The 25,561-nt window shown below is 53.7% G+C and carries 23 protein-coding genes; 12 read left to right on the forward strand and 11 right to left on the reverse strand.

What is annotated here, in order from left to right; translation table 11 throughout:
- The first annotated feature begins 43 nt into the window (after positions 1-43).
- The 3 genes from OGW44_RS16430 (at position 44) to OGW44_RS16440 (ending at position 2,443) form a co-directional block, all read left to right on the forward strand.
- Entirely contained in the window at positions 44-1,252 is a 1,209-nt protein-coding gene (locus OGW44_RS16430) for an MFS transporter (protein WP_032931121.1), read from the forward strand.
- Complete coding sequence (locus OGW44_RS16435) at positions 1,252-2,067, forward strand: Cof-type HAD-IIB family hydrolase (protein ID WP_016156094.1); 816 nt, start codon at positions 1,252-1,254, stop codon at positions 2,065-2,067. The genes OGW44_RS16430 and OGW44_RS16435 overlap by 1 nt, the downstream gene beginning before the upstream one ends.
- A gap of 106 nt (positions 2,068-2,173) precedes the next feature.
- The gene (locus OGW44_RS16440) at positions 2,174-2,443 is read left to right on the forward strand and encodes a hypothetical protein (RefSeq protein WP_016156093.1); all 270 of its coding nucleotides are present in this window, start codon (positions 2,174-2,176) and stop codon (positions 2,441-2,443) included.
- A 28-nt stretch (positions 2,444-2,471) separates the two neighbouring features.
- On the opposite strand, the gene OGW44_RS16445 is transcribed toward OGW44_RS16440, so the two are convergent.
- A complete protein-coding gene (locus OGW44_RS16445; protein WP_185654319.1) occupies positions 2,472-3,704 on the reverse strand; it encodes an MFS transporter in 1,233 nt (410 codons plus the stop codon).
- Between the two features lie 297 nt (positions 3,705-4,001).
- Between OGW44_RS16445 and ybjG the strand changes: the two genes are divergently transcribed.
- Together ybjG and deoR are read left to right on the forward strand one after the other, a co-directional pair.
- A complete protein-coding gene (gene ybjG / locus OGW44_RS16450) occupies positions 4,002-4,610 on the forward strand; it encodes an undecaprenyl-diphosphate phosphatase (protein ID WP_016156091.1) in 609 nt (202 codons plus the stop codon).
- 64 nt (positions 4,611-4,674) lie between these two features.
- Positions 4,675-5,433: a DNA-binding transcriptional repressor DeoR gene (gene deoR, locus OGW44_RS16455; RefSeq protein ID WP_016156090.1), complete on the forward strand. Its 759-nt coding sequence runs from the start codon at positions 4,675-4,677 to the stop codon at positions 5,431-5,433.
- A 45-nt stretch (positions 5,434-5,478) separates the two neighbouring features.
- Here deoR and dacC read toward each other — a convergent pair whose 3' ends face one another.
- Complete coding sequence (dacC, locus tag OGW44_RS16460) at positions 5,479-6,681, reverse strand: serine-type D-Ala-D-Ala carboxypeptidase (RefSeq protein WP_016156089.1); 1,203 nt, start codon at positions 6,679-6,681, stop codon at positions 5,479-5,481.
- 328 nt (positions 6,682-7,009) lie between these two features.
- On the opposite strand from dacC, the gene OGW44_RS16465 reads away from it, so the two are divergent.
- Entirely contained in the window at positions 7,010-7,636 is a 627-nt protein-coding gene (locus OGW44_RS16465) for a glutathione S-transferase family protein (protein WP_016156088.1), read from the forward strand.
- 5 nt (positions 7,637-7,641) lie between these two features.
- On the opposite strand, the gene OGW44_RS16470 is transcribed toward OGW44_RS16465, so the two are convergent.
- Both OGW44_RS16470 and bssR read right to left on the reverse strand, forming a co-directional pair.
- Complete coding sequence (locus OGW44_RS16470) at positions 7,642-8,739, reverse strand: PQQ-dependent sugar dehydrogenase (protein ID WP_185654318.1); 1,098 nt, start codon at positions 8,737-8,739, stop codon at positions 7,642-7,644.
- A gap of 102 nt (positions 8,740-8,841) precedes the next feature.
- Positions 8,842-9,225: a biofilm formation regulator BssR gene (bssR, locus tag OGW44_RS16475; RefSeq protein ID WP_046274655.1), complete on the reverse strand. Its 384-nt coding sequence runs from the start codon at positions 9,223-9,225 to the stop codon at positions 8,842-8,844.
- Positions 9,226-9,455: 230 nt separating this feature from the next.
- On the opposite strand from bssR, the gene rimO reads away from it, so the two are divergent.
- Complete coding sequence (gene rimO / locus OGW44_RS16480; RefSeq protein ID WP_016152393.1) at positions 9,456-10,781, forward strand: 30S ribosomal protein S12 methylthiotransferase RimO; 1,326 nt, start codon at positions 9,456-9,458, stop codon at positions 10,779-10,781.
- A 57-nt stretch (positions 10,782-10,838) separates the two neighbouring features.
- Here rimO and gsiD read toward each other — a convergent pair whose 3' ends face one another.
- From gsiD to OGW44_RS16510, 6 genes are all read right to left on the reverse strand, one after another.
- Positions 10,839-11,750 (reverse strand): glutathione ABC transporter permease GsiD, encoded by a 912-nt coding sequence (gsiD, locus tag OGW44_RS16485; protein WP_016156084.1) that lies wholly within the window; start codon positions 11,748-11,750, stop codon positions 10,839-10,841.
- Between the two features lie 2 nt (positions 11,751-11,752).
- Positions 11,753-12,673, reverse strand: coding sequence for a glutathione ABC transporter permease GsiC (gene gsiC, locus OGW44_RS16490; RefSeq protein ID WP_016152391.1), 921 nt, complete (start codon positions 12,671-12,673; stop codon positions 11,753-11,755).
- A gap of 46 nt (positions 12,674-12,719) precedes the next feature.
- Complete coding sequence (gene gsiB / locus OGW44_RS16495) at positions 12,720-14,258, reverse strand: glutathione ABC transporter substrate-binding protein GsiB (RefSeq protein ID WP_046274653.1); 1,539 nt, start codon at positions 14,256-14,258, stop codon at positions 12,720-12,722.
- A gap of 28 nt (positions 14,259-14,286) precedes the next feature.
- Complete coding sequence (gsiA, locus tag OGW44_RS16500) at positions 14,287-16,158, reverse strand: glutathione ABC transporter ATP-binding protein GsiA (protein ID WP_016152389.1); 1,872 nt, start codon at positions 16,156-16,158, stop codon at positions 14,287-14,289.
- Positions 16,145-17,110, reverse strand: coding sequence for a beta-aspartyl-peptidase (iaaA, locus tag OGW44_RS16505; RefSeq protein ID WP_016156081.1), 966 nt, complete (start codon positions 17,108-17,110; stop codon positions 16,145-16,147). Before iaaA ends, gsiA begins: the two co-directional genes overlap by 14 nt.
- A gap of 192 nt (positions 17,111-17,302) precedes the next feature.
- The gene (locus OGW44_RS16510) at positions 17,303-18,091 is read right to left on the reverse strand and encodes an aminoglycoside adenylyltransferase family protein (RefSeq protein ID WP_109017298.1); all 789 of its coding nucleotides are present in this window, start codon (positions 18,089-18,091) and stop codon (positions 17,303-17,305) included.
- 176 nt (positions 18,092-18,267) lie between these two features.
- Between OGW44_RS16510 and moeA the strand changes: the two genes are divergently transcribed.
- The gene (gene moeA, locus OGW44_RS16515) at positions 18,268-19,503 is read left to right on the forward strand and encodes a molybdopterin molybdotransferase MoeA (RefSeq protein WP_185654317.1); all 1,236 of its coding nucleotides are present in this window, start codon (positions 18,268-18,270) and stop codon (positions 19,501-19,503) included.
- Complete coding sequence (gene moeB / locus OGW44_RS16520) at positions 19,503-20,252, forward strand: molybdopterin-synthase adenylyltransferase MoeB (RefSeq protein ID WP_185654316.1); 750 nt, start codon at positions 19,503-19,505, stop codon at positions 20,250-20,252. Before moeA ends, moeB begins: the two co-directional genes overlap by 1 nt.
- A gap of 119 nt (positions 20,253-20,371) precedes the next feature.
- On the opposite strand, the gene fsa is transcribed toward moeB, so the two are convergent.
- Positions 20,372-21,034, reverse strand: coding sequence for a fructose-6-phosphate aldolase (fsa, locus tag OGW44_RS16525; RefSeq protein ID WP_019076360.1), 663 nt, complete (start codon positions 21,032-21,034; stop codon positions 20,372-20,374).
- Positions 21,035-21,166: 132 nt separating this feature from the next.
- On the opposite strand from fsa, the gene OGW44_RS16530 reads away from it, so the two are divergent.
- From OGW44_RS16530 to OGW44_RS16540, 3 genes are all read left to right on the forward strand, one after another.
- Positions 21,167-22,066: a glycyl-radical enzyme activating protein gene (locus tag OGW44_RS16530; protein WP_185654315.1), complete on the forward strand. Its 900-nt coding sequence runs from the start codon at positions 21,167-21,169 to the stop codon at positions 22,064-22,066.
- Positions 22,067-22,071: 5 nt separating this feature from the next.
- Entirely contained in the window at positions 22,072-24,504 is a 2,433-nt protein-coding gene (locus OGW44_RS16535) for a glycyl radical protein (RefSeq protein WP_141895001.1), read from the forward strand.
- Between the two features lie 121 nt (positions 24,505-24,625).
- Positions 24,626-25,441, forward strand: a complete 816-nt coding sequence (locus tag OGW44_RS16540) for a Cof-type HAD-IIB family hydrolase (RefSeq protein ID WP_075846990.1) — start codon at positions 24,626-24,628, stop codon at positions 25,439-25,441.
- Positions 25,442-25,561: the final 120 nt, after the last annotated feature.

A 25,561-nucleotide genomic window follows, 5' to 3' on the forward strand; every position in this document is an offset into this window, starting at 1 on the left:
TTGCTAAGGTTGTCTTCTTTCCTCTTTTCTTTGGCTCGAATTCATGACTGGCATCTCATCACGCAAAGCCTTAAGACGTCGCACCTGGGCACTGTTCACGTTCTTCTTTTTACCAGGATTATTAATGGCCTCCTGGGCAACGCGTACCCCTGCCATCAGAGATATCCTCTCCATCTCAACCGCCGAAATGGGCGCGGTGCTGTTTGGACTTTCAATTGGTTCGATGAGTGGTATTCTTTGTTCGGCCTGGCTGGTGAAACGATTTGGCACACGTAAAGTGATCCGCACCACCATGTCTTGCGCAGTCCTCGGAATGGCACTCCTCAGCGTGGCGCTCTGGCTGCATTCCGCATGGCTTTTCGCATTTGGTCTGGGCGTGTTCGGCGCCAGCTTTGGCGCAGCAGAAGTTGCCATCAACGTCGAAGGTGCGGCTGTTGAGCGCGAAATGAATAAAACCGTACTGCCGATGATGCACGGTTTTTACAGCCTGGGAACGCTGGCGGGTGCCGGAGTCGGGATGATGCTTACCGCCTTCAGCGTACCGGCGACCGCGCATATCTTGCTGGCGGCGATGGTGGCTATCACCCCTATCTTCATCGCCATCAAAGCCATTCCTGACGGCACGGGTAAAAATGCCGCTGACGGGTCTCATTCCGGCGAAAAAGGACTGCCTTTTTATCGCGATATTCAGCTATTGCTGATTGGCGTCGTGGTGCTCGCAATGGCATTTGCTGAAGGTTCCGCCAACGACTGGCTTCCGCTGCTGATGGTGGACGGACATGGATTTAGCCCGACATCAGGCTCGCTGATTTATGCCGGATTTACGCTGGGCATGACCGTTGGACGATTTACTGGCGGCTGGTTCATCGACCGCTACAGCCGCGTCGCGGTAGTACGCGCCAGTGCGCTAATGGGTGCTCTTGGGATTAGCCTGATTATTTTTGTCGACAGCACTTGGGTGGCGGGCGTTTCCGTTATTTTGTGGGGACTCGGCGCATCACTGGGCTTCCCACTGACCATTTCGGCTGCCAGCGACACCGGTCCCGATGCGCCAACCCGCGTCAGCGTTGTCGCCACTACCGGCTATCTGGCGTTCCTGGTTGGACCACCGCTGCTGGGCTACCTGGGTGAACACTACGGCCTGCGTAGCGCTATGCTGGTGGTGCTGGCGCTGGTGCTTGTCGCCGCCATCGTCGCGAAAGCGGTGGCAAAACCGGATCTCAAAAACACCACTGTGATGGAGAACAGCTAATGCGTATCAAACTGATTGCAGTCGACATGGACGGCACATTTTTAAGCGACCAAAAAACCTATAATCGTGAGCGCTTTATGGCGCAATACCGTCAGATGAAAGAACAAGGGATCCGCTTTGTGGTCGCCAGCGGCAACCAGTATTACCAGCTCATCTCCTTTTTCCCTGAACTGGCCAGTGAAATCTCATTTGTCGCCGAAAACGGCGGATGGGTGGTCAGTGAAGGGGAAGATGTCTTTAACGGCGAGCTGGCAAAAGACGATTTCCAGGCCATTGTGGAACATCTGCTGACACGTACGGACATCGACATTATCGCCTGCGGTAAAAATAGCGCCTATACCCTGAAGCGGTACAGCGATGAGCATAAGACGGTCTCCGCCATGTATTATCATCGTCTTGAATTTGTGGATAATTTTGACAACCTCAACGACATTTTCTTCAAGTTCGGGCTAAATATCTCAGACGATCGTATCCCCCAGGTGCAGGCTGACCTCCATGAGGCGATTGGCGACATTATGGTGCCGGTACATACCGGCTACGGCAGCATCGATTTAATTATACCCGGTGTGCATAAGGCAAACGGGCTGCGTCTGCTGCAACAACGCTGGAATATTACCGACGATGAGGTTGTTGTGTTTGGCGATGGCGGCAATGATATTGAGATGCTGCGTCAGGCAGGATTTAGTTTTGCAATGGCGAACGCCCATGAGCCGGTTATCCAGGCGGCAAAATATCGCGCAGGGTCGAACAACGAAGAGGGCGTGCTGGATATTATCGACCGCGTGTTAAAGAATGAAGCACCGTTTACGCAATAACGCCTCAGCACAGACGGCAACAAAATGATGGCATGATCTATTCATAATCCGCCTCAAATTAACCCGCTGGATTATTACCTCCAGTGAATATTCAGACGAGCGGATTATGAAGAAAAGTGTACTGATAGCGACATTGTTGCTGGGTTTTGCGGGGACAACATTTGCGCAAAGCGTTACCGTTGATGTACCAAGCGGTTATAAGGTGGTGGTAGTGCCCTCTTCCGTCAGCGTTCCGCAGGCGGTGAGCGTTACCACAGCGCCACAAACGGTGTATGTTGCTCCGGCGCCTGTCTATCGCGCACATCCTTATGCGCGACATGTTGCAAGCGTCGGTGAAGGAATGATCATCGAACACCAGATTGACGATCACCACTAAGTTTTTGCCTGGCCCGGGCAACCGGGCTTTAACCTTCCCGTGAATCCCCTACCCGTTTATCTTTCAGGAAGATAACCATCAGAATCACCCACAGTACGCCGCTTGCCAGATTGAACAGGCTGAACAAGCCGTTTCCTCCGAGCAGATAAGCGTGTTTACTCAGCTCAATACCGACGGTAAAAATCAGCATCTGCAACATACCCATGGCGGCAGAAACCGTGCCCTTACTCATTTCACTGGCAAACAGCGTGAGACGTACCAGTCCAGCATTCGCCACGCCAATACCAAACGCATAGATGCTTAAACCCGCCGTCATCCATAGATACGCATGGGATGACACCACCGTGGCCGCAGCGGCAATCACCAGCCCGACGGCGATTGGCCAGCCGCCCATGATAATCAGCGAACGTACGGTTTTTCGCGAGGTCAGGCGCGCCAGTACCAGGTTACCGGCAATCAACGCGCCAAAAATCGGCACCTGCAACAGGCCATATTCGTAGCTGCTGAGATGTTCACCGCTGATGATAATAATCGGGGACTGCGCAATCCACGCCAGTAACGGCAGGCTGACAAAACCCAATGCCAGCGCGCCTGCAACAAAGCGCACGTTCCTCAGCACCAGCCTATAATCTTTGCCCAGCTCTTTAATCGACAGCTTTTCACCAAGCCGGGTTGCCGTCTCCGGCATCGCGCGTTGCAGACCAAAAAAAGAGATGGCGGCCAGGGCGGCAAACAGGATAAACATCCCTTCCCACGGCAGAACATGTACCCAGGCTGCGCCGACCAACGGCCCCAGCAGGGGCGCAATCAACGCTACGTTTGCCATCAGCGCGGTAATTTTTATGCACACCGCTTCTTCAAAGGATTCCTGAATTGCGGCGTAACCCACCGCGCCAATAAAGCACAGGCTTATCCCTTGTAAAAAACGCAGGAAGGTAAATTGCTCAATATTCTGCGCAAGCAGGGTTGCAAGGCAGGTCACAATGAACCAGAGCACGCCGGTTAACATCACCGGGCGACGTCCAATTCGATCCGACAGCGGTCCTAATAACCACTGCAAAAACATGCCGCCAGCCAGATAGGCGGTCATGGATGTGGGCACCCAATCTAATCCGGCATTATATTGCTCCACCACCGCCAACATTCCGGGCTGGATCGTATCGTTGCCGATATAAGTAGAGAATTCGTAAAGCACCAGACAGAGAGGGAAAAGTAATGCCTGACGCCCCAAACGGGCGCCTGAAGATAAACGGTTCTGCATGCAGTCTCTTAACTATAGAAAAATCGCGCAAAGTGTAATAAATGCGCCGTACTGGTGATAGTGAATTATGTGATTTGAAAGCAAATTGCGCACATTTTTACACTCATTTGCTCAGGAACATTTTGCGTTAAGGTTAATTTAAGTTGAGGCCGCTATCATGTTCAATAAGTCTCATTAATTGTCTGAAAAATAGTCATTTAACAGACAAATAAGACAAGACCGCTTTTTATCCCGTGAAAGCAATTTTATGCTCTCCCCTCTTGGGCCTTTTTAACGATTACACTGAGTCTGGACGTTATGCTGGAAAATCTGAACAACTCACTTTTTTATCTCATCAATGCCACGCCGGACTCTGCGCAATGGATGATATCGCTTGCCATTTTTATTGCCAAAGACCTGATTAACATCGTACCGCTATTAGCCGTTGTGCTTTGGCTTTGGGGGCCGCGGGCCCAGGTTACTCTCCAGCGCCAGTTAGTTATAAAAATGGCGATTGCGCTGATCGTCGGTCTGACGATTTCATGGCTGATGGGGCATCTGTTCCCTCACGATCGTCCGTTTGTTAACCACATCGGTTACAACTTCCTGCATCATGCGGCGGATGACTCTTTCCCGAGCGATCACGGTACGGTTATCTTTACCTTTGCACTGGCTTTCCTGTTCTGGCATCGCCTGTGGACGGGCGCTCTGCTGATGGTCGTTGCTGTGGCGATTGCCTGGTCGCGGGTCTACCTTGGCGTACACTGGCCGCTGGATATGCTGGGAGGATTACTCGCCGGACTGATTGGCTGCCTGAGCGCCCAGATGATCTGGCAGCGGTTTGGCACGCCCCTGTACCTCGGCTTGCAAAATGGCTATCGCGCCTGCTTCGCTCTGCCCATCCGTAAAGGCTGGGTGCGTGACTAACCCACGGTAAAAAGAGTAGTATTAAGCGCGATACTGAGCACTTATTCTACTCTCCAGGGGAACTATGGAAACTCGACGCGACGAGCGTATTGGTCAATTACTGCAGGCGCTGAAACGCAGCGATAAATTACACCTCAAAGAAGCCGCGACGCTGCTGGGCGTATCTGAGATGACCATTCGTCGCGACCTGAATAATCACGATGCTCCCGTCGTCTTGCTCGGGGGCTATATTGTTCTGGAACCCCGCAGCGCCAATCACTATTTAATCAGCGATCAAAAATCCCGACTGGTTGATGAAAAGCGCCGTGCCGCCCAGATGGCGGCAAGCCTCGTGCAGGCACACCAGACTATCTTTTTCGACTGTGGTACCACCACGCCGTGGATCATTGAGGCTATCGACAATGAATTGCCTTTCACCGCAATCTGCTACTCGCTGAATACGTTTCTGGTGCTACAGGAAAAACCGCAGTGCCGCGTCATTCTGTGTGGTGGCGAATTCCATGCCAGCAACGCAATTTTCAAACCGCTTGATTTCCAGGAAACGCTGAACAACCTGTGCCCGGATATCGCTTTTTATTCCGCAGCTGGCGTTCATATTGAGAAAGGCGCGACCTGTTTTAACCTGGAAGAGCTACCGGTGAAACACTGGGCGATGTCGATGGCGCAGCATCACGTGCTGGTGGTCGATCACAGCAAATTTGGTAAGGTGCGTCCTGCGCGGATGGGTGAAGTAAAACGCTTTAATACCATCGTCAGCGATAGCCGTCCTGACGAGGCGTTTGTTGAGCACGCGAAAGCGCAACGTATCAAACTGATGTATTAAGCGATACTGCCGGATGGCGATAGCGTCATCCGGCAAACGCTAAGCTTAAGAGAACCAGCCGCCAAACCACTGGTGGAATTTCATCATCACAAAGTCCCACATGCGACTAAAGAATCCCCCCTCTTCCACGGCCTCCATCACCATCAGTGGACGCTGCTCGATGGATTTCCCGTTCAACTGGAAGTCGATAGTCCCCACAACCTGGCCTTTCTTCAGCGGCGCGGTTAACTGTGGTTCGGTCAGGGTAAAGCTGGCCTTCAGGTTTTTGAGCTGACCACGCGGGATAGTCACCGAGCCCGCTTCTCCGGCACCCAAATTAACTTCACTCTTATCGCCAAACCAGACGCGCTGCGTCACGAAAGTGGCATCCGGTTTAATCGGCGTAACGGTTTCAAAGAAGCGGAAGCCCCAGGTCAGCAGCTTTTCTGACTCATTAAAACGAATGCGGTCGGTTTTCGCCCCCAACACCACGGAAATCAGGCGCATATCCCCCTGGGTCGCGGAAGCGACCAGGTTGTATCCCGCCCCGGCCGTGGTACCGGTTTTCATACCGTCCACGTTCAGGTTGGTGCTCCACAACAAACGGTTGCGGTTCGGCTGGCGGATTTTATTAAAGGTAAATTCTTTCTCTTTGTGGATAGCGTACTCTTCCGGTACATCGTGGATTAGCGCCTTCCCGAGCAGGGCCATATCACGTGCGGTACTGAACTGTCCTGCCGCATCCAGGCCATGCACGGTCTGGAAAGTGGTATTGGTCAGCCCCAGTTTTTTCGCGTAGCCGTTCATCAGACCAATGAAGGATTCCTGGCTGCCGGCAACGTAATCAGCCAGTGCGATACAGGCATCGTTACCAGACTGGATGATAACGCCTTTGTTCAGATCGGACACTGCAACCTGATCGCCAGGTTTGAGGAACATAACCGACGAACCGCGCAGGGCCGGATTACCGGTCGCCCAGGCGTCTTTGCCCACGGTGACCATGTCGTTGAGGTTAATTTTCCCGGCCTTCAGCGCCTGACCGACTACATAGCTGGTCATGATCTTGGTCAGACTGGCAGGATCCAGTTTCTCATCAGCATTACCTTCCGCCAGAACCTTACCGCTGGCGTAATCCATTAGGATCCACGCGCGCGCGTCGACGCTCGGCGGGGCCGTTGGTTGCTCCGCCGCCTGTACGCTCGGCGCCAAAAGGATTAAGAGTGCAGAACCTGCAGCAAAGCTGCGAAGTGAAGAGAAGTATTGCGTCATAAATGCCACCCGAGTATCCATTCCAAAAAACCACGTCATACCACACCGTGTTTACACAAAACCGGCCAGGCGACCCTGGCCAACCCATGCAGAAAAGGTCTGATGGATGACGTGTAAAATAAGTGCGGTGAGTAATAACGCACTAACGAGCTTAAAGAAACCGTAAGTTGGTAAAGTTTTTAAAGTTTATGCAATAACACCGCGCTGCGCTGCTCCCGGCACGATTTTTTTAGACTTTGTTGCGTAAATATTAGGTTTACCCCACCATGTGGGCTAGTCAGATGGCATCTGCAGCCATAAAGCTGCTCAATTAATTTGCGGGGTTACTATGATTACACTGTGGGGTCGCAATAACTCGACCAACGTAAAGAAAGTATTGTGGACGCTCGAGGAACTGGAACTGCCGTATAACCAAATTCTGGCGGGCGGACAGCATGGCGGTAACCGCGATGCCGACTATCTGGCACTCAACCCGAACGGACTGGTCCCGCTACTACGTGATGATGAAACGGACGTTGTTCTGTGGGAATCCAATACCATTGTCCGCTATCTGGCAGCTCAGTACGGACAAAAGCGTTTGTGGATTGACGCCCCGGCCGCGCGCGCCGTCGGTGAAAAATGGATGGACTGGGCAAACCAGACGCTAAGTCCTGCGCATCGGGTTATCTTATTTGGCCTGGTCAGAACCCCTGCCGAGAAACGCGACATGGCGGCAATCGAGGCGGGTAGTCAGGTGTGCGATAACCTGTTTGCCATTCTGGATAACGCGCTGGCGGACCAGCCATGGTTCTCCGGGGCTGAATTTGGCACTGCCGATATCGCCGTTGCGCCGTTTATCTATAACCTGTTCAACGTTGGCCTGAGCTGGACCCCGCGCCCACATCTGGAGAATTGGTATCAGCAACTGACCGAACGTCCGGCGTTTCAAAAAGTCGTGATGATCCCGGTCAGCTAACTAAATCAGGGACTCACTTTCAGTAATTCCCCGTCGGACTCGTCGGTTAGTACGTATAAGTACCCGTCTGGTCCGACGCGCACATCACGGATCCGTTGCCCTCTTTCCTGCAACAGACGCCCCTCTTCGGTGACGGCATTCCCTTTGACGCTCAACACGATCACTTCTTTATCTTTCAACGCGCCAATGAACAACTTCTGCCGCCACTGTGGGAAGGTATCGCTATTATAAAAAGCCATTCCGCTGACCGCCGGTGACTTTTCCCAGTAAAAGATGGGTTGCTCTGTTCCAGCAACAATTGGGCCTTTTGCTTCGGGGATTTTAAGACCACTGTAGTTAACGCCCCAGGTCGCAAGCGGCCAGCCGTAGTTTTTCCCTTTCTCCGGGATATTGATTTCATCGCCCCCGCGTGGACCATGCTCATTAAGCCACAGCGTATCGCTCCAGGGATTCATCGCCATCCCTTGCGGGTTGCGGATACCATATGACCAAATCTCTGCCCGTGCTCCTGCCCGCTTCACAAACGGATTATCCGGCGGAATTTTTCCCTCATCGGTCAGTCGTACGACCTTGCCCTGCAGCTTATCCAGATCCTGTGCGGTAGAACGTTGATTATTTTCACCAAGACCAATAAACAGATAACTGTTGCCATCAAAAACCATACGTCCGCCAAAATGGTTTCCGCTGGAAAGCTTCGGCTGTTGGCGAAAAATGGTCTGGAACCCTTGCAGATGTTTAAGATCGTCGCTCAATCGTCCGTAGCCAACCGCTGTCCCGGCGTTACCTTCACCGTCAGCTTCAGCAAAACTAAGCCACACCCGGCGAGATTGTTTAAAATCCGGTGCTAATGCCACATCAAGCAATCCCCCCTGACCATTCGCCCAGACTTTGGGTACGCCGGTTAGCGGGTCGGAAAGCCCCTTTCCAGATTGCCAAAGCCGAAGCTGGCCGCCTTTGAGCGTAATGAGCATACCGCGATTGTCGGGTAAAAACGCCAGCGACCACGGATGATCGAGTTTCGTTTGCAGCACTTCCACCTCTACCGCGCCGGCATAAGAGGAAAATAGCGCGAGTGGGGCAGCACAGAGAAAGAGTCGACGCATAACACCTCCTTAATGGCTCTGCATAAAGCGTAGCCAGCAAGGGGAAGTATCCCGCCACATTTACATAATCTTAACGAAAAGGGGGAGCGCACTCCCCCTGATTCAGACGTGTTCCAGCGTTGAATAAGATTGCAAACACTGGATACTTAGCGTCAGCGTTGTCAGGCAGTTTTCCAGTTTCTCTGCGTTAACGGCGATAAAAGTTGGACAATCGTGATGTCCACTCATAAGACAAACAGCGGCGGCGGCTAACGCCCCTTCAGCACGATGAAGGGCATTCCACTCTTCCTGATCAAGATGCATACCGTGAGGCTGTGATTGCTCGTGCAATTCGCGATTCAGTGCAAAAAAATTATCACGCAGACGATCGCTCTCGCTGACTGACATGTAGCCTTTCGCTTTTCTCAACAGCAGATAAGCGGCAAGTTCGACACGGGCGTTTATCAATTTGTTGAGAAGATCGGTTCTCAGTCTGTCAACAACCATACTTTGTTCCTCCTCTTTCCAACTATGGTGCAACTTAATAGTATGGTCATTTTTTGAACAAAGTCGTGTCCAGGATCAATCCATCACCGAAAATTAACACAATTTACAAATAATCTTTAATTCCACGCCGGGCGTGGCGACTGATGGTATGAGATTGCGATACAATTTTTATTCAGAACTCTGTAGAATCCGTGCCCTGAATATTCCAATAACTGAACAATTTTTACGCTATGAGCAATGTAACCCACCAGCCGAAAATCGGCTTTGTCTCCCTCGGCTGCCCGAAAAACCTCGTCGATTCTGAACGCATCCTGACCGAACTTCGTACCGAAGGCTATGACGTTGTGCCAAGCTACGACGACGCGGATATGGTTATCGTTAACACCTGTGGCTTTATCGACAGCGCGGTTCAGGAGTCGCTGGAAGCAATCGGCGAAGCGCTGAACGAAAACGGCAAGGTGATCGTCACCGGCTGTCTGGGCGCGAAAGTCGATCAGATCCGTGAAGTCCACCCGAAGGTGCTGGAAATCACCGGGCCGCATAGCTACGAACAGGTTCTGGAGCACGTTCACCACTATGTGCCCAAACCAAAGCACAACCCGTTCCTGAGCCTGGTTCCTGAACAGGGCGTCAAGCTCACTCCGCGTCATTATGCCTATCTGAAAATTTCTGAAGGCTGCAACCACCGCTGCACGTTCTGCATTATTCCGTCAATGCGTGGCGATCTGGTGAGCCGTCCGATTGGCGATGTCCTCAGCGAAGCCAAACGTCTGGTGGATGCGGGCGTGAAAGAGATACTGGTCATTTCTCAGGATACCTCCGCGTACGGCGTGGATGTGAAGCATCGCACCGGTTTCCATAACGGCGAGCCGGTCAAAACCAGCATGGTTGATCTGTGCGAGCAGTTATCAAAACTGGGGATCTGGACTCGTCTGCATTACGTCTACCCCTACCCGCACGTTGATGACGTGATCCCACTGATGGCGGAAGGGAAAATCCTGCCGTATCTGGACATCCCGCTGCAGCATGCCAGCCCGCGTATTCTTAAGCTGATGAAACGCCCAGGCTCCGTGGACAGACAACTGGCACGCATCAAGCAGTGGCGTGAAATCTGCCCTGAACTGACGCTGCGCTCAACCTTCATTGTCGGTTTCCCAGGTGAAACGGAAGAAGACTTCCAGATGCTGCTCGACTTCCTGAAGGAAGCGCGTCTGGACCGCGTGGGCTGCTTTAAATACAGCCCGGTAGAAGGCGCTGGCGCCAATGACCTGCCGGACCAAATCCCGGAAGAGGTGAAAGAGGAACGCTGGAACCGCTTTATGCAATTGCAACAGCAAATCTCCGCTGAACGTTTGCAGGAAAAAGTGGGCCGCGAAATTCTGGTTATCGTTGATGAAGTTGACGAAGAAGGCGCGATTGGACGCAGCATGGCTGACGCCCCGGAAATCGACGGCGCGGTATACCTGAATGGCGAAACCAAGGTGAAACCTGGCGATATCATCCGCGTGAAGGTCGAAAACGCTGATGAATACGATCTGTGGGGCACCCGCGTTTAAATAAGCGCAACCCAACTGTAGGCCGGATAAGCGTTACGTCTTATCCGGCCCTGTGATTTATCCTTTAATTTTCGGGTCCAGCGCGTCGCGCAGACCATCTCCGAGTAAGTTAAACGCCAGCACCGTCAGGAATATCGCCACCGCCGGGAAAATCGCCACGTGCGGCGCGATCACCATATCAGCGCGGGCTTCATTGAGCATTGCCCCCCACTCCGGGGTCGGCGGCTGCGCACCCAATCCCAGAAATGACAGGCTCGCGGCAGAGATAATCGACGTGCCAATTCGCATGGTAAAAAAGACCACGATCGATGAAACCGTACCCGGCAGGATATGGTTGAAGATGATGGTCGCATCGCTGGCGCCGATACTGCGCGCGGATTCAATAAAGGTCTGCTGCTTTAGCACCAGCGTATTTGCGCGCACCAGCCGCGCGAAGGCCGGAATGGAGAAAATGGCCACGGCAATAATCACGTTTGCAATGCCGCTACCCAACACGGCGACCACGGCTATCGCCAGCAAAATACCCGGAAAGGCGAACAGCACATCGCAGATACGCATAATCAGTCGATCCCACCAGCCTTCGTAGTATCCCGCCAGCAGACCCAACACGGTGCCAATCGCCGCGCCAATAAATACGGCAAAGACCCCCGCCGCCAGCGAGATTTGCGCCCCCACCAGCACGCGGCTAAAAATATCCCGCCCCAGCGAGTCAACGCCGAACCAGTGCAGCATCGACGGTCCGTCATTCAGACGGTCATAATCGAAGTAATTCTCGGCATCAAATGGCGTTAACCAGCGAGCAAAAATCGCCACCATTATCAGCAGCACGACAAATAACCCCGCTAACATCGCCATGCGCTGGCGACGGAAACGACGCCAGAATTCATGCCACGGCGTGCGTATCTGCTCAGGCTTAACAAGGGGCATCGCATTTAAAATCGCCTGTCGGCGCCAGTTAAAAAATCGCATCCTTACTTGTACCTGATAGCCGGATTAATGGCGGCATAGAGCACATCCACCACTAAGTTAATAAGAATAAACTCCAGAGAAAACAACAGCACCTCGGCCTGAATCACCGGGTAGTCGCGCATTTCGACTGAGTCCACCAACAGCCGCCCAAGCCCTGGCCAGTTAAACACCTTCTCAACGACAATTGAGCCGCCAAGCAAAAAGCCAAACTGTAGCCCCATCATGGTGACCACCGGGATCATCGCATTACGCAAACCATGTTTTAACACCACCCAGGTTTCACTCACCCCTTTGGCCCGCGCGGTACGCATATAGTCTTCACTGAGCACATCGACAAACGAAGCGCGGGTAAACCGGGCTAACACCGCAGCCACCGCCGCACCCAGGGTAATAGACGGGAGGATATAGTGCCGCCAGGTATCAGCGCCAACGGTGGGCAACCAGCCAAGCTCAACGGAGAATATCTGCATGAGCAGCATGCCGAGCGCAAACGCCGGGAAAGAGATCCCGGTGACGGCGAGCGTCATACTCAATCTGTCCGGCCAACGATTGCGCCATACAGCAGCAATAATCCCTGCCGTCATGCCGAATAACACCGCCCACGCCATGCTGGCAATGGTCAGCCATAGCGATGGCATAAAACGACTGGCTATCTCTTCGGAGACCGGGCGACGAGAAACCATTGAGGTTCCAAAATCGCCTTGCAACACGTTAGTAATGTAATGCCAGAACTGAATATGCAGCGGCTGGTCCAGACCCAACTGCTGACGCACCAGTTCGATAACCTCAGCGTCAGCCTCCGGTCCGGCAATCAGCCGGGCCGGATCGCCGGGTAGCAGGTGAACAAATAAAAATACCAGCACCGCTACAATCAACAGAGTTGGAATCAACCCCAGCAGGCGCTTGAAAACATAGTTAAGCATCACACTCCCTTCGCCGGCCCCTGCGTGGCGGGGCCGGATGAATAGCTTATTTTAAATCCGCATCATCAAAGCTAAATCCGGTATCCGGCATGATCCAGAACCCGGTCAATCTGGTGTTGTGCGCCGAAATCAGTTGTTCCACTACCAGTGGGATCCACGGCGACTCTTTCCAGATAATATCCTGCGCATCCTTGTACAGCTTCGCTTTCTGGGCCGGATCGTTGGTTTGCAACGCTGCTGCTAAATCACTGTCCACCTGCTTATTGCTGTAGAACGCCGTATTAAACAGCGTTGGCGGCCAGTTTTGAGATGCAAACAGCGGTGACAGCGCCCAGTCTGCTTCACCCGTAGAGGCAGACCAGCCGGTGTAGAACATGCGTACCCCGCTCTCTTTCTGCGCTTTACCTTCGACTTGCGCCGCGCGCTGACCGGCATCCATCGCCGTCACCTGAGCCTTAACGCCCACCTGCGCCAGTTGCTGCTGGGTAAATTGCAGCACTTTCTGCGCGGTACTATGGTTATGAGAAGACCATAGCGTGGTGGTAAAACCGTTCGGATAACCCGCTTCTTTCAGCAGTTCGCGCGCTTTTGCCGGGTCGTATGGCCATGGCGTATAGCTTTGCGCATAGGCGATCGACGGAGGGAGAACGCCGGTTGCTGGCGTCGCGTAACCGGCAAACGCCACTTTCACCAGCGCCTGACGGTTGATGGCATAATTCAGCGCTTCACGCACCTTCGGGTTATCGAACGGTTTTTGCGTGACGTTCATGCTGATGTAACGCTGCATAATAGACGGACTGGCCACCAGTTCCAGGTTTTTATTCTTCGCCAGTAGCGCCGCCTGCTCGTAAGGGATCGGGAAGGCAAACTGCGCTTCCCCGGTCTGCAGCATTGCCGCACGCGTGTTGTTGTCGGTCACCGGACGCCAGGTAATCGTATCCAGCTTTGGCAGCCCTTGCTGCCAGTAACCCGCGAACTTCTTAACCTTTACAAAATCCGTCTGATTCCAGGTCTCAAGCTGATACGGCCCGGTCCCCACGGGATGAAAACCGATCTCCTTGCCGTATTTCTCCAGCGCGGCGGGAGAGATCATCGCCGTAGCCGGGTGCGCCAGAATATTGATAAATGCAGAGAACGGCTGCTTCAGCGTTATCTTCACCGTCGACGGATCGACGACCTCGGTTTTATCGATATTCTTATACAGGTTGTAGCGTTTCAGATGGTTTTCCGGGTTGCTGGCCCGGTCGAGGTTAGCTTTAACCGCATCGGCGTTGAAGTCGGTGCCGTCCTGAAACTTCACACCCTGTCGCAGCTTAAGGGTATAAGTCAGGCCATCATCAGAAACCGTATAACTCTCCGCCAGCACATTTTTCAGCTTCATCTCTTTATCAAGGCCAAACAGCCCCTGGTAAAACGACTTCGCTACCGCCTGCGACAACGTGTCGTTTGCGTCGTAGGGATCGAGGGTGGTGAAATTGGATCCTACCGCCACTACTACATCTTTGGCGGCCCAGCCAGGTGTGGCGGCCAGCGCAGAGGCCACTCCCACAGCAACCAGCCATTTTCGAGCAACAATTTTTGTCATGTTATTCTCCTTAAACCCTGCCTGCCTGTTATAAACGCGAAAGCGCATTTTCTGGTTGCCCACGCGCAACATAATGCCCCGGGCCAACTTGCTGGAGTGAAACGGGGGAAATCTCTTCACCGCGTTTGCGGATATTACTGGGGATATCATCCGACAACAGCACGCGCTGGGGCCGGTGATGTGAGGGATCGGCGACCGGGACTGCCGCCATCAGTTTGCGGGTGTACGGATGCTGCGGATTTTCAAACACCGCGCGTCGGGTGCCGATCTCGACGATTTGCCCAAGGTACATCACCGCCACCCGATGACTGATCCGCTCCACCACCGCCATATCGTGGGAAATAAACAGGTACGCAATCCCCATTTCTCGTTGGAGGTCGAGCAACAGGTTGATAATTTGCCCGCGAATTGAGACATCCAGCGCCGAGACTGACTCATCGGCAATAATCACCTTGGGATTGAGCGCCAGCGCCCGGGCAATACAGATCCGCTGACGCTGCCCACCGGAAAACTCATGCGGATAGCGCCAGGCATGCTCAGGGAGCAATCCTACGCGTTCCAGCAGCCATGCAACCCGTTTTGCCGCCGCATCGCCTTGCAGTAGCCCATGCACCCGCAGCGGTTCTAAAATGGAATATCCCACGGTCTGACGCGGATCGAGCGAAGCATAGGGGTCCTGGAAGATAAATTGAATATCCCGACGCAGCGGCTGTAGCTTACTGGCGGCCAGGGTATCGATACGCTGTCCGTTGAAAACAATCTCCCCGCGTTGAGACTCGACCAGACGTAGCAGCGCCCGACCGGTGGTGGATTTCCCGCAGCCTGACTCCCCCACCAGCGAGAGCGTCTCTCCGGGCCACAGGTCAAAGCTGACGTTTTCCACCGCATGCACCTCGCGGGTCACCCGATTAAGAATGCCGCTGCGCAGCGGAAAACGCGTCACCAGATTACGTACCTGCAAAATAGGCTCGCCTTCAACCACGGTATCCTGTTCAGTCTGTGGTTCTACATGGCTGGGATCGTGTAATGAAATGAGTGGAAACCGGCGCGGGTACGCTTGTCCGGTCATCGCCCCAAGCTGCGGCACGGCTGCCAGCAGCGCTTTGGTGTAAGGATGCTGGGGAGCGTGAAAAATCTGCTCAACGCTGCCGGTTTCTACCGCCTCGCCCTGATACATCACCAGCACGCGATCGGCAATATCCGCCACGACGCCCATATCGTGGGTAATAAAGATCACTCCCATCGACATATCCTGCTGCAGCACTTTTATCAGTTGCAGGATCTGTGCCTGAATAGTGACATCCAGCGCGGTGGTCGGTTCATCGGCAATTAAAACCGCAGGGCGACACGATAGCGCCATGGCGATCATTACCCGCTGGCGCATGCCGCCAGAAAGCTGGTGCGGATAGCGCGATAAAATAGCCTTCGCCTCAGGAATACGCACCTGGTCGAGCATCCGTTTCGCTTCCACCATCGCCTCTTCGTGGCTGGCCCCCTGATGCAAACGGATTGACTCAGCAATCTGCTCACCCACGGTAAATACCGGATTAAGCGATGTCATGGGCTCCTGGAAGATCATGGCGATATCCGCGCCACGCACGTGACGCATCCGCGACGCGCTCTGTTCACCCAGCTCAATAACCTGTCGGTTACGGCGTCGAAGGAGCATTTCATCGCAGCTCACCTCGCCGCCTGACTGTTCAATCAAACGCATCAGCGACAAGGCTGTTACCGACTTTCCTGAACCGGATTCGCCCACTATCGCCAGCGTTTCACCACGCTTCAGGCGAAATGACAGATTACGCACCGCACTGATGCGCTGTTGCTCCTGCTCAAAGGCAATGTTCAGGTTGCTGACTGCCAGCACGTCGCTGGCGTCAAGCTCATCACTGTGTGGCAACGGTATCTCCTTTTTCCCGATAAATACCGGTGGTTGGCGTATCGCCTGCATATCCCCAGGCACGGTACATGCCTTCGCTGTTAAACGGCAAGGCGACGTTGCCCTCGTGATCGACGGCAATTAAACCGCCGCTACCGCCGAGCGCCGGTAATTTTTCCATTACTACGCGTTCGCACGCCTCCGATAAACTCAGGCCGCCATAGTCCATCAACGCCGCAATGTCATAGGCCGCCAGCGCACGAATAAAGACTTCACCGGTTCCGGTGCAGGAAACGGCCACACTTGCGTTATTGGCATAGCAGCCAGCGCCGACCAGCGGACTGTCACCTACCCGCCCCGGTAATTTGTTGGTCATCCCGCCGGTCGATGTTGCCGCCGCCAGATTGCCAAACATATCCAGCGCGACCGCACCCACAGTACCCATTTTGTTGTTTTCATCCAGCGGGGTCGCGCTATGATCCAGCACCGTTTCACCCGCCGATTGCGCTGCCAGCAGTTGAGCGTAGCGTTCTGGCGTCGAGAAAATATCCGCCGAAACGCGCTCCATACCCTGCGCAATGGCAAAGTTTTCAGCCCCTTCACCTATCATCATGACGTGGGGGCTGTGCTCCATCACCAGGCGAGCCGCGAGAATTGGATTGCGCAGATGGCTAACCCCGGCGACGGCTCCCGCGTTTAGCGTATTACCGTCCATCACACAGGCGTCCAGTTCATGGGTTTCATCACGGGTATACACCGCGCCAATTCCGGCATTAAACAACGGACACTCTTCCAACAAACGCACGGCTTCGGTGACCACATCCAGTGCGCTACGACCGTCTTCAAGCATCCGTTGGCCGGTTTCAACGATATCCGACAGCGCTTGTATATAACGCAATTCTTGCTCCTGGCTCAGTAACGCGCGGGTGATAGCCCCTGCGCCGCCGTGAATTGCAATGACTGCTTTACCCATTTTATTCGTCCATTAGGTGGCGGGTACCGGGGGGTTATAAATATCAGAATTTCGGTGACTTATTGATTCGATTTTTGAATATAGAAAGATGCAGACGTCATGTAAAGGTAAAGGCCTGCACCTCACACCCCGTCTCATCAGGTCATTCAGATGTGTTTAACGGAAAGGAGATCTCCCGACGTTGGTGCTAAATTATTCAAGCCGATCGGTAATCTGTTTTTTTGCATAAAACACAAAGCGTTCTACAGACGGCATACACGCTGCCCAGTTATGTTTGGTTAACCCCAGATATTCCGCACGCGCTGCTTGCAGCAAATCAGCATGCTCAGCGGGTAATTGCGGCAGAAGCCAGGATGCGGCCTCATCTTTAGCGACAATATTACCCGTAACCACGCTATACCAGATACGTGCCAGAGCAAGAATGATATTACGCTCGTCCCCCTCTAAATCAGCCGGTTTCTGCCACATCTCAAGGATATGCCGAAATGTTTGCAATACATCGCTAAACGGAATGACGTTAAATAACGTCTCAGCCGGCTCACCGAACAGCGGTACGCTGGCGCGCCGGGCCTGGGTCAGCAGAATAGAAAGATCAGCATCCACCATTGCCGGTTCAAACACGCCAGCACGAATATCATCACGCAACCATTCGCCAAACTGCATTTCTCTCGCCGGTGGGAATCGCCACGGCACGATCTGCGAGTGCAGAACCACGGTCACTTCCAGCGCACGATATGGCCCGGAGGTGCCGGGAGGCGCTGAAATGGTCAGCAAATCCTGCATCAGTTTTTTTCTTTGTCGGGCATTTATTGGTTCACGCAGGGTGACCAATAAATCAATGTCGCTTTGGGGTTTTAAGCCGCCTTCAACCGCAGAGCCATACAAATGAAGGGCAATGAGATTCCCCTCGAAAATCTGGCGGATGCACGCACTGGCTGCCTCCACCTGTCGTCGAATTGCGTCTGGAATAATATTAGCCATTTAACCCCCAGGGAAAAATGAGCGGAAATATTGAGTCTATACTGCATTCTTCTTGCAGCGCTATCCCTGGCACAAAACCTTTACCAGATCTGATTCTAAGCCTGAGGTAGCATACTGCCCGCGTCCATTTTCTGACATAATGAGCAGATTCGATTTTGCCCCGCAGGAGTCTTCTCATGGAATTTACCGCCGGACTGATGCCGCTTGAAACGGCTCTCTCTCAGATGCTTTCGCGTATTACCCCGCTCACCGCCGTCGAAACGCTGCCGATGGTTCAATGCTTTGGCCGCATTCTGGCCACCGACGTTGTCTCCCCCATTGATGTACCGGGATTCGATAACTCAGCAATGGATGGCTATGCGGTACGATTAGCCGATTTACAATCTGATCAGCCGCTTGCGGTGGCGGGTAAAGCCTTTGCCGGTCAGCCTTTCCATGGCGAGTGGCCTGCGGGAACCTGCATCCGTATTATGACCGGCGCCCCAGTGCCTGCTGGTTGTGAAGCGGTGGTGATGCAGGAGCAAACGGAACAAACTGAGGACGGGGTGCGTTTTACCGCCGAAGTCCGCCGCGGGCAAAATATTCGTCTGCGCGGTGAAGATATTGCAAACGGCGCGGTGGTGTTTCCCGCCGGGACTCGGCTGACAACCGCCGAGCTTCCCGTTCTGGCTTCGCTCGGTGTTGCCGATGCTCCCGTTGTACGCAAAGTCCGCGTGGCGCTGTTCTCTACCGGTGATGAACTGCAGTTACCAGGTCAGCCGCTGGGAGACGGGCAGATTTATGACACTAACCGTCTGACCGTTCACCTGATGCTGCAACAGTTGGGCTGCGAAGTGATCAACCTGGGGATTATTCGCGACGATCCCAACGCGCTGCGTGCCGCGTTTATCGAAGCCGACAGCCAGGCCGATGTCGTCATCAGCTCCGGCGGCGTTTCAGTAGGCGAAGCGGATTACACTAAAACTATTCTGGAAGAGCTGGGAGAAATTGCCTTCTGGAAGCTGGCCATCAAACCGGGCAAACCGTTCGCGTTTGGCAAACTGAGCAACAGCTGGTTTTGCGGTCTGCCGGGTAATCCAGTGTCTGCGGCCCTCACCTTTTATCAACTGGTACAACCGCTCCTGGCGAAACTCAGTGGCAACACCGCCTGTGGACTGCCGCCTCGCCAGCGCGTGCGCACCGCCTCACGCCTGAAGAAAACACCTGGCCGTCTGGATTTTCAGCGCGGCGTATTGCAGCGTACCGCTGAAGGCGAACTGGAAGTCACCACTACCGGGCACCAGGGCTCGCATATTTTTAGCTCTTTTAGCCAGGGTAACTGTTTTATCGTGCTGGAGCGCGATCGCGGTAACGTCGAAGCCGGCGAATGGGTTGAGGTCGAGCCGTTTAACGCACTGTTTGGAGGCCTGTAATGGCAGAACTCAGCGACCAAGAGATGATGCGCTATAACCGGCAAATCATTCTGCGCGGCTTCGATTTCGAAGGTCAGGAAGCGCTCAAGGAGGCGCGGGTACTGGTCGTTGGTGTGGGGGGACTGGGATGCGCAGCAACTCAGTACCTTGCAGGCGCTGGCGTCGGGCATTTAACCTTGCTCGACTTTGACACGGTCTCCGTGTCGAACCTCCAGCGCCAGACGCTGCACAGCGATGCGACCGTTGGACAGCCAAAAGTGCTATCCGCCCGCGACGCACTGGCGCGGATTAACCCTTATATCGCCATTACGCCGGTGAATGCGCTGCTGGACGAGAGCGAGATTCACACGCTTATTACCGAACACGATTTGGTGCTGGACTGTACGGATAATGTCAGCATCCGCAATCAGTTGAATGCCGGATGCTTCGCCGCCATGATTCCACTGGTTTCCGGTGCGGCAATTCGCATGGAAGGACAAATTACCGTATTTACCTACCAGGAAGGAGAGCCCTGCTACCGTTGCCTGAGCCGTCTGTTCGGTGAAAACGCCCTGACCTGCGTAGAGGCCGGAGTGATGGCCCCGCTGATCGGCGTGATCGGCTCGTTACAGGCGATGGAAGCCATTAAGCTACTGGCTAACTACGGTAAACCGGCTTCAGGAAAAATCGTCATGTACGACGCCATGACCTGCCAGTTTCGCGAAATGAAGCTGATGCGCAATCCCACCTGTGAGGTCTGCGGGAGTTAGCAGAGAAATCGTCGGCACCGCACTATTGCCAGAGGGCGATGCTAACGCCTCCAATCAGGCCTACAATAGCGCATTGTGTAGGCCGGATAAGGTGTCAGCCGCCATCCGGCAAAACAGACTTACAGAGAAGTGCGTCCAAATGCGCTCTGCCAGTCGTGTTCGAACTTCGCTACGGCAGCATCAACGGCCGGAGAGCTAATCATCTGCTGAGCGACATCCAGCGGCAGCGTGATGGACTCGCAGCCTGCCAGCAGGCAATCCAGCGCCTGACGCGGCGTTTTAAAACTGGCGGCCAGTACTTTGGCGTGCGGGGCATGCATTTTCAGTAAGGTCTGCAGATCGGTCACCGTCTGAATGCCGTCCCCCCCCTGCGCATCCACACGGTTAACGTATGGCGCAACGTATTCGGCCCCCGCAAGCGCAGCTAATAGCCCTTGAGCAGCGCCGTATACCGCGGTACCCAACGTCGGGATCCCTTCTTCTTTCAGCAATTTAATGGCCGTCAGACCTTCTGCCGTGACCGGCACTTTGACCACGATATCCGCAATGATTGCCCGCAGCTTACGCGCATCGCTGACCATGCCTTCGGCGGTGGTCGCCATTACCTGAGCAAACAGGCGTCCTTGCCCTCCCATCGCTTCCTGCAGTTGCGGCAGTAACACGTCCAGCGTCTGCTTACCTGCCGCCACAATGCTTGGGTTAGTGGTCACCCCTGCCAGCGGAAAAACCCGCGCCAGAGCTTTTACCGCGTCAACGTCAGACGTATCTAAATAGAGTTCCATAACCTTTCCTCAAACGAATAATTAGCATGAATAAAAGGTAGCACGGCGAAACCTCACGGTTAGTTGACGTACGTCAATATAACTTTCATTCGAAAGTAATTTAATCTTTATACGAAAGACGAGAGGCCGCTTATGATTTTCAATATCCAGCGCTATTCCACACATGATGGTCCCGGTATCCGTACTGTGGTGTTCCTTAAGGGATGCTCCCTGGGCTGTCGGTGGTGCCAGAATCCGGAAAGCCGCGCCCGCACGCAGGATCTGCTCTATGACGCGCGTTTGTGCCTCGACGGTTGCGATCTCTGTGCTCAGGCCGCACCGAAGGTGATTGAACGCGCGCTGAGCGGATTGCTGATTCATCGCGAAAAACTGACCGATGATGCGCTCACGGCGCTGACCCACTGCTGTCCAACCCAGGCGCTGACCGTCTGCGGAGAGGAAAAAAGCGTGGACGACATCATGGCGACCGTAGTGCGTGATAAACCGTTTTACGATCGCAACGGCGGGGGTCTCACCCTGTCTGGCGGTGAACCCTTTATGCAGCCAGAACTGGCGGCAGCGCTGCTCAAAGCCAGCCACGATGCAGGTATTCATACAGCGGTTGAAACCTGTCTGCATGTCCCGTGGAAGTATATTGAACCGTCATTACCTGACGTCGACCTGTTCCTGGCCGATTTAAAACATGTCGCCGACGCGCCGTTTAAACAGTGGACCGATGGCAGTGCCTCTCGCGTACTGGAAAATCTGAAAAAACTGGCCGCCGCCGGTAAAAAAATGGTTATCCGCGTCCCCCTGATTCAGGGGTTCAACGCTGACGAAGCCGCTATTCAGGCCATTACCGATTTTGCTGCCGACGAGCTTCACGTCGATGAGATCCATTTTTTGCCCTACCACACGTTGGGCATCAACAAATACCACTTACTCAGTCAACCCTACAACGCACCGGATAAACCGCTTGATGCGCCTGCACTGCTCGAATTTGCCCAGCAGTACGCCAGCCTGAAAGGTTTAACCGCGACCCTACGAGGATAATCGCCATGACCACTCTGAAACTGGACACACTCAGCGACCGTATCAAAGCGCATAAAACGGCCCTGATCCACATCGTGAAGCCGCCGGTTTGTACCGAGCGCGCCCAGCACTATACCGAGATGTATCAACAGCATCTGGATAAACCTATCCCGGTTCGCCGCGCGCTGGCGCTGGCCCATCATCTGGCGGAACGCACCATCTGGATCAATCATGACGAACTGATCATTGGTAACCAGGCAAGCGAAGTGCGTGCCGCGCCAATCTTCCCGGAATACACCGTGTCGTGGATTGAAAAAGAGATCGATGACCTCGCCGACAGGCCGGGCGCGGGCTTTGCGGTAAGCGAAGAGAACAAACGCGTATTGCACGAGGTGTGTCCATGGTGGCGTGGTCAGACCGTGCAGGATCGCTGCTACGGGATGTTTACTGACGAGCAGAAAGGGCTGCTGGAAACCGGCATTATCAAAGCCGAAGGTAACATGACCTCCGGTGACGCACACCTGGCGGTAAACTTCCCGCTGCTGCTGGAAAAAGGTCTCGACGGCCTGCGCCACAAAGTTGATGAACGTCGTTCCCGCATCAATCTGACATGTCTGGAAGACCTCCATGGCGATCAGTTTCTGAAAGCGATTGATATCGTGCTGGAGGCCGTCAGTCTGCACATTGAGCGCTTTGCCACGCTGGCACGTAAAATGGCGGCCACGGAAACTCGCGCCAGTCGTCGTGATGAACTGCTGACCATGGCGGACAACTGCGATGTTATCGCCCATGAGCCGCCAAAAACGTTCTGGCAGGCGCTACAGTTGTGCTATTTCATCCAGTTGATCCTGCAAATTGAATCAAATGGTCACTCGGTGTCGTTTGGTCGCATGGATCAGTACCTCTATCCGTTCTACCGTCTTGACGTAGAACTGAACCAGAGCCTCGATCGTGAGCACGCCATTGAGCTGCTGCACAGCTGCTGGCTGAAACTGTTGGAAGTGAACAAAATCCGCTCCGGCTCCCATTCGAAAGCCTCGGCGGGTAGCCCGCTGTATCAGAACGTGACCATTGGTGGCCAAAACCTGGTCAACGGTCAGGCAATGGATGCCGTCAATCCGCTCTCCTACGCCATTCTGGAATCCTGCGGTCGCCTGCGTTCTACTCAGCCAAACCTGAGCGTGCGTTATCATGCAGGGATGAGTAATGATTTCCTGGATGCCTGTGTACAGGTGATCCGCTGCGGCTTCGGGATGCCTGCCTTTAATAACGACGAAATCGTCATACCTGAATTCATTAAGCTTGGCATTGAACCGCAGGACGCCTATGACTATGCGGCCATTGGTTGCATCGAAACCGCTGTTGGCGGCAAATGGGGCTACCGCTGTACCGGTATGAGCTTTATTAACTTTGCCCGCGTGATGCTGGCAGCGCTGGAAGGTGGTCGCGATGCCACCAGCGGTAAAGTATTTCTGCCACAGGAAAAAGCACTCTCGGCTGGTAACTTCAACAATTTCGACGAAGTGATGGACGCCTGGGATGCGCAGATTCGCTACTACACGCGTAAATCTATCGAAATTGAGTATGTTGTCGACACCATGCTGGAAGAGAACGTACACGATATTCTGTGCTCTGCGCTGGTAGATGACTGTATTGAACGCGCGAAAAGCATTAAGCAAGGCGGTGCGAAATACGACTGGGTATCGGGTTTGCAGGTGGGTATTGCCAACCTCGGCAACAGCCTGGCTGCGGTGAAGAAACTGGTCTTTGAACAAGGCGCTATCGGTCAGCAACAGCTGGCTGCCGCGCTGGCCGACGATTTTGACGGTCTGACCCACGAACAATTACGCCAGCGGCTGATCAACGGAGCACCGAAATACGGCAACGATGACGATAGCGTTGATACGCTGCTGGCCCGCGCTTATCAGACCTATATCAATGAGTTGAAACAGTATCATAATCCGCGTTACGGACGTGGCCCGGTTGGCGGCAATTACTACGCGGGTACCTCATCGATCTCCGCAAACGTACCGTTTGGCGCGGCAACGATGGCCACACCGGATGGTCGTAAGGCGCACACTCCGCTGGCAGAAGGCGCAAGCCCGGCTTCCGGAACGGACCATCTCGGCCCAACAGCGGTAATTGGCTCGGTGGGTAAACTGCCGACCGGTTCAATCCTCGGCGGCGTGTTGTTAAACCAGAAGCTGAACCCGGCCACGCTGGAGAATGAATCCGATAAGCAAAAGCTGATGATCCTGCTGCGTACCTTCTTTGAAGAGCACAAAGGCTGGCATATTCAGTACAACATTGTCTCCCGTGAAACGCTGCTGGAAGCCAAAAAGCACCCGGATCAGTATCGTGACCTGGTGGTCCGTGTAGCAGGTTATTCGGCCTTCTTCACCGCGCTGTCTCCAGATGCTCAGGACGATATCATCGCACGTACTGAACATATGCTGTAATCCCCCTTACCCGGCGGCATTTCGCTTGCCGGGTATTCTTCTTTCGAATGAAATAAATTTGTGCTTTAGCTCACATTGTTATTAAAATGTTTCTGGTCGCAGTTATGAGCCAGGAGCAAGTATGACCATCAAAGTTATCGTCACTGATATGGACGGAACTTTTCTCGACGACGCCAAAAAATACGATCATGCACGTTTTATGGCGCAGTATCAGGAACTAAAAAAACGGAATATTGAATTTGTCGTGGCCAGCGGCAATCAGTATTACCAACTGATCTCCTTTTTCCCGGAACTCAAAGATGAGATCTCTTTTGTTGCCGAGAACGGGGCGTTAGTCTTTGAACATGGCAAACAGCTGTTTCACGGTGAGCTGACCCGCCACGAATCCCGCATTGTCATTGGCGAACTGCTCAAAGATACGCATCTCAACTTTGTGGCTTGCGGTCTGCAAAGCGCCTACGTTAGCGAAAATGCCCCCGAGTCCTTTGTCGCATTGATGTCCAAACACTACCATCGCCTGAAACCCGTGAAGGATTATCAGGACATCGATGATGTGCTGTTCAAGTTCTCGCTAAATTTACCGGACCAACAAATCCCATTAGTGATCGATCACCTTCATTCTGCCCTTGACGGTATAATGAAACCCGTCACCAGCGGCTTTGGGTTTATTGACCTGATCATTCCAGGCTTGCATAAAGCCAACGGAATCAGCCGTCTGCTAAAGCGCTGGAACCTGTCCCCGCAAAATGTAGTCGCCATTGGCGATAGCGGCAACGACGCAGAAATGCTGAAAATGGCGCGCTACTCTTTCGCCATGGCCAATGCGGCAGAGAGTATCAAATCGATTGCCCGCTATCAGACCGACGACAATAACCATCAGGGCGCGCTGAACGTGATTCAGGCGGTGCTGGATAACACTTCCCCTTTTAATTGCTAATCCTGCCCAACCGGGGTATCCCCTTGCCCCGGTTTCCACGCTTTTTCATGTTTCTCACACCATCAAATTTTAAACTTGCGTTAACTAAATTTTAACTTATATTATCACCTGTAAGTTAAA

Source organism: Citrobacter sp. Cb023, from assembly GCF_030336805.1.
Classification (GTDB): Bacteria; Pseudomonadota; Gammaproteobacteria; order Enterobacterales; family Enterobacteriaceae; genus Citrobacter; species Citrobacter braakii.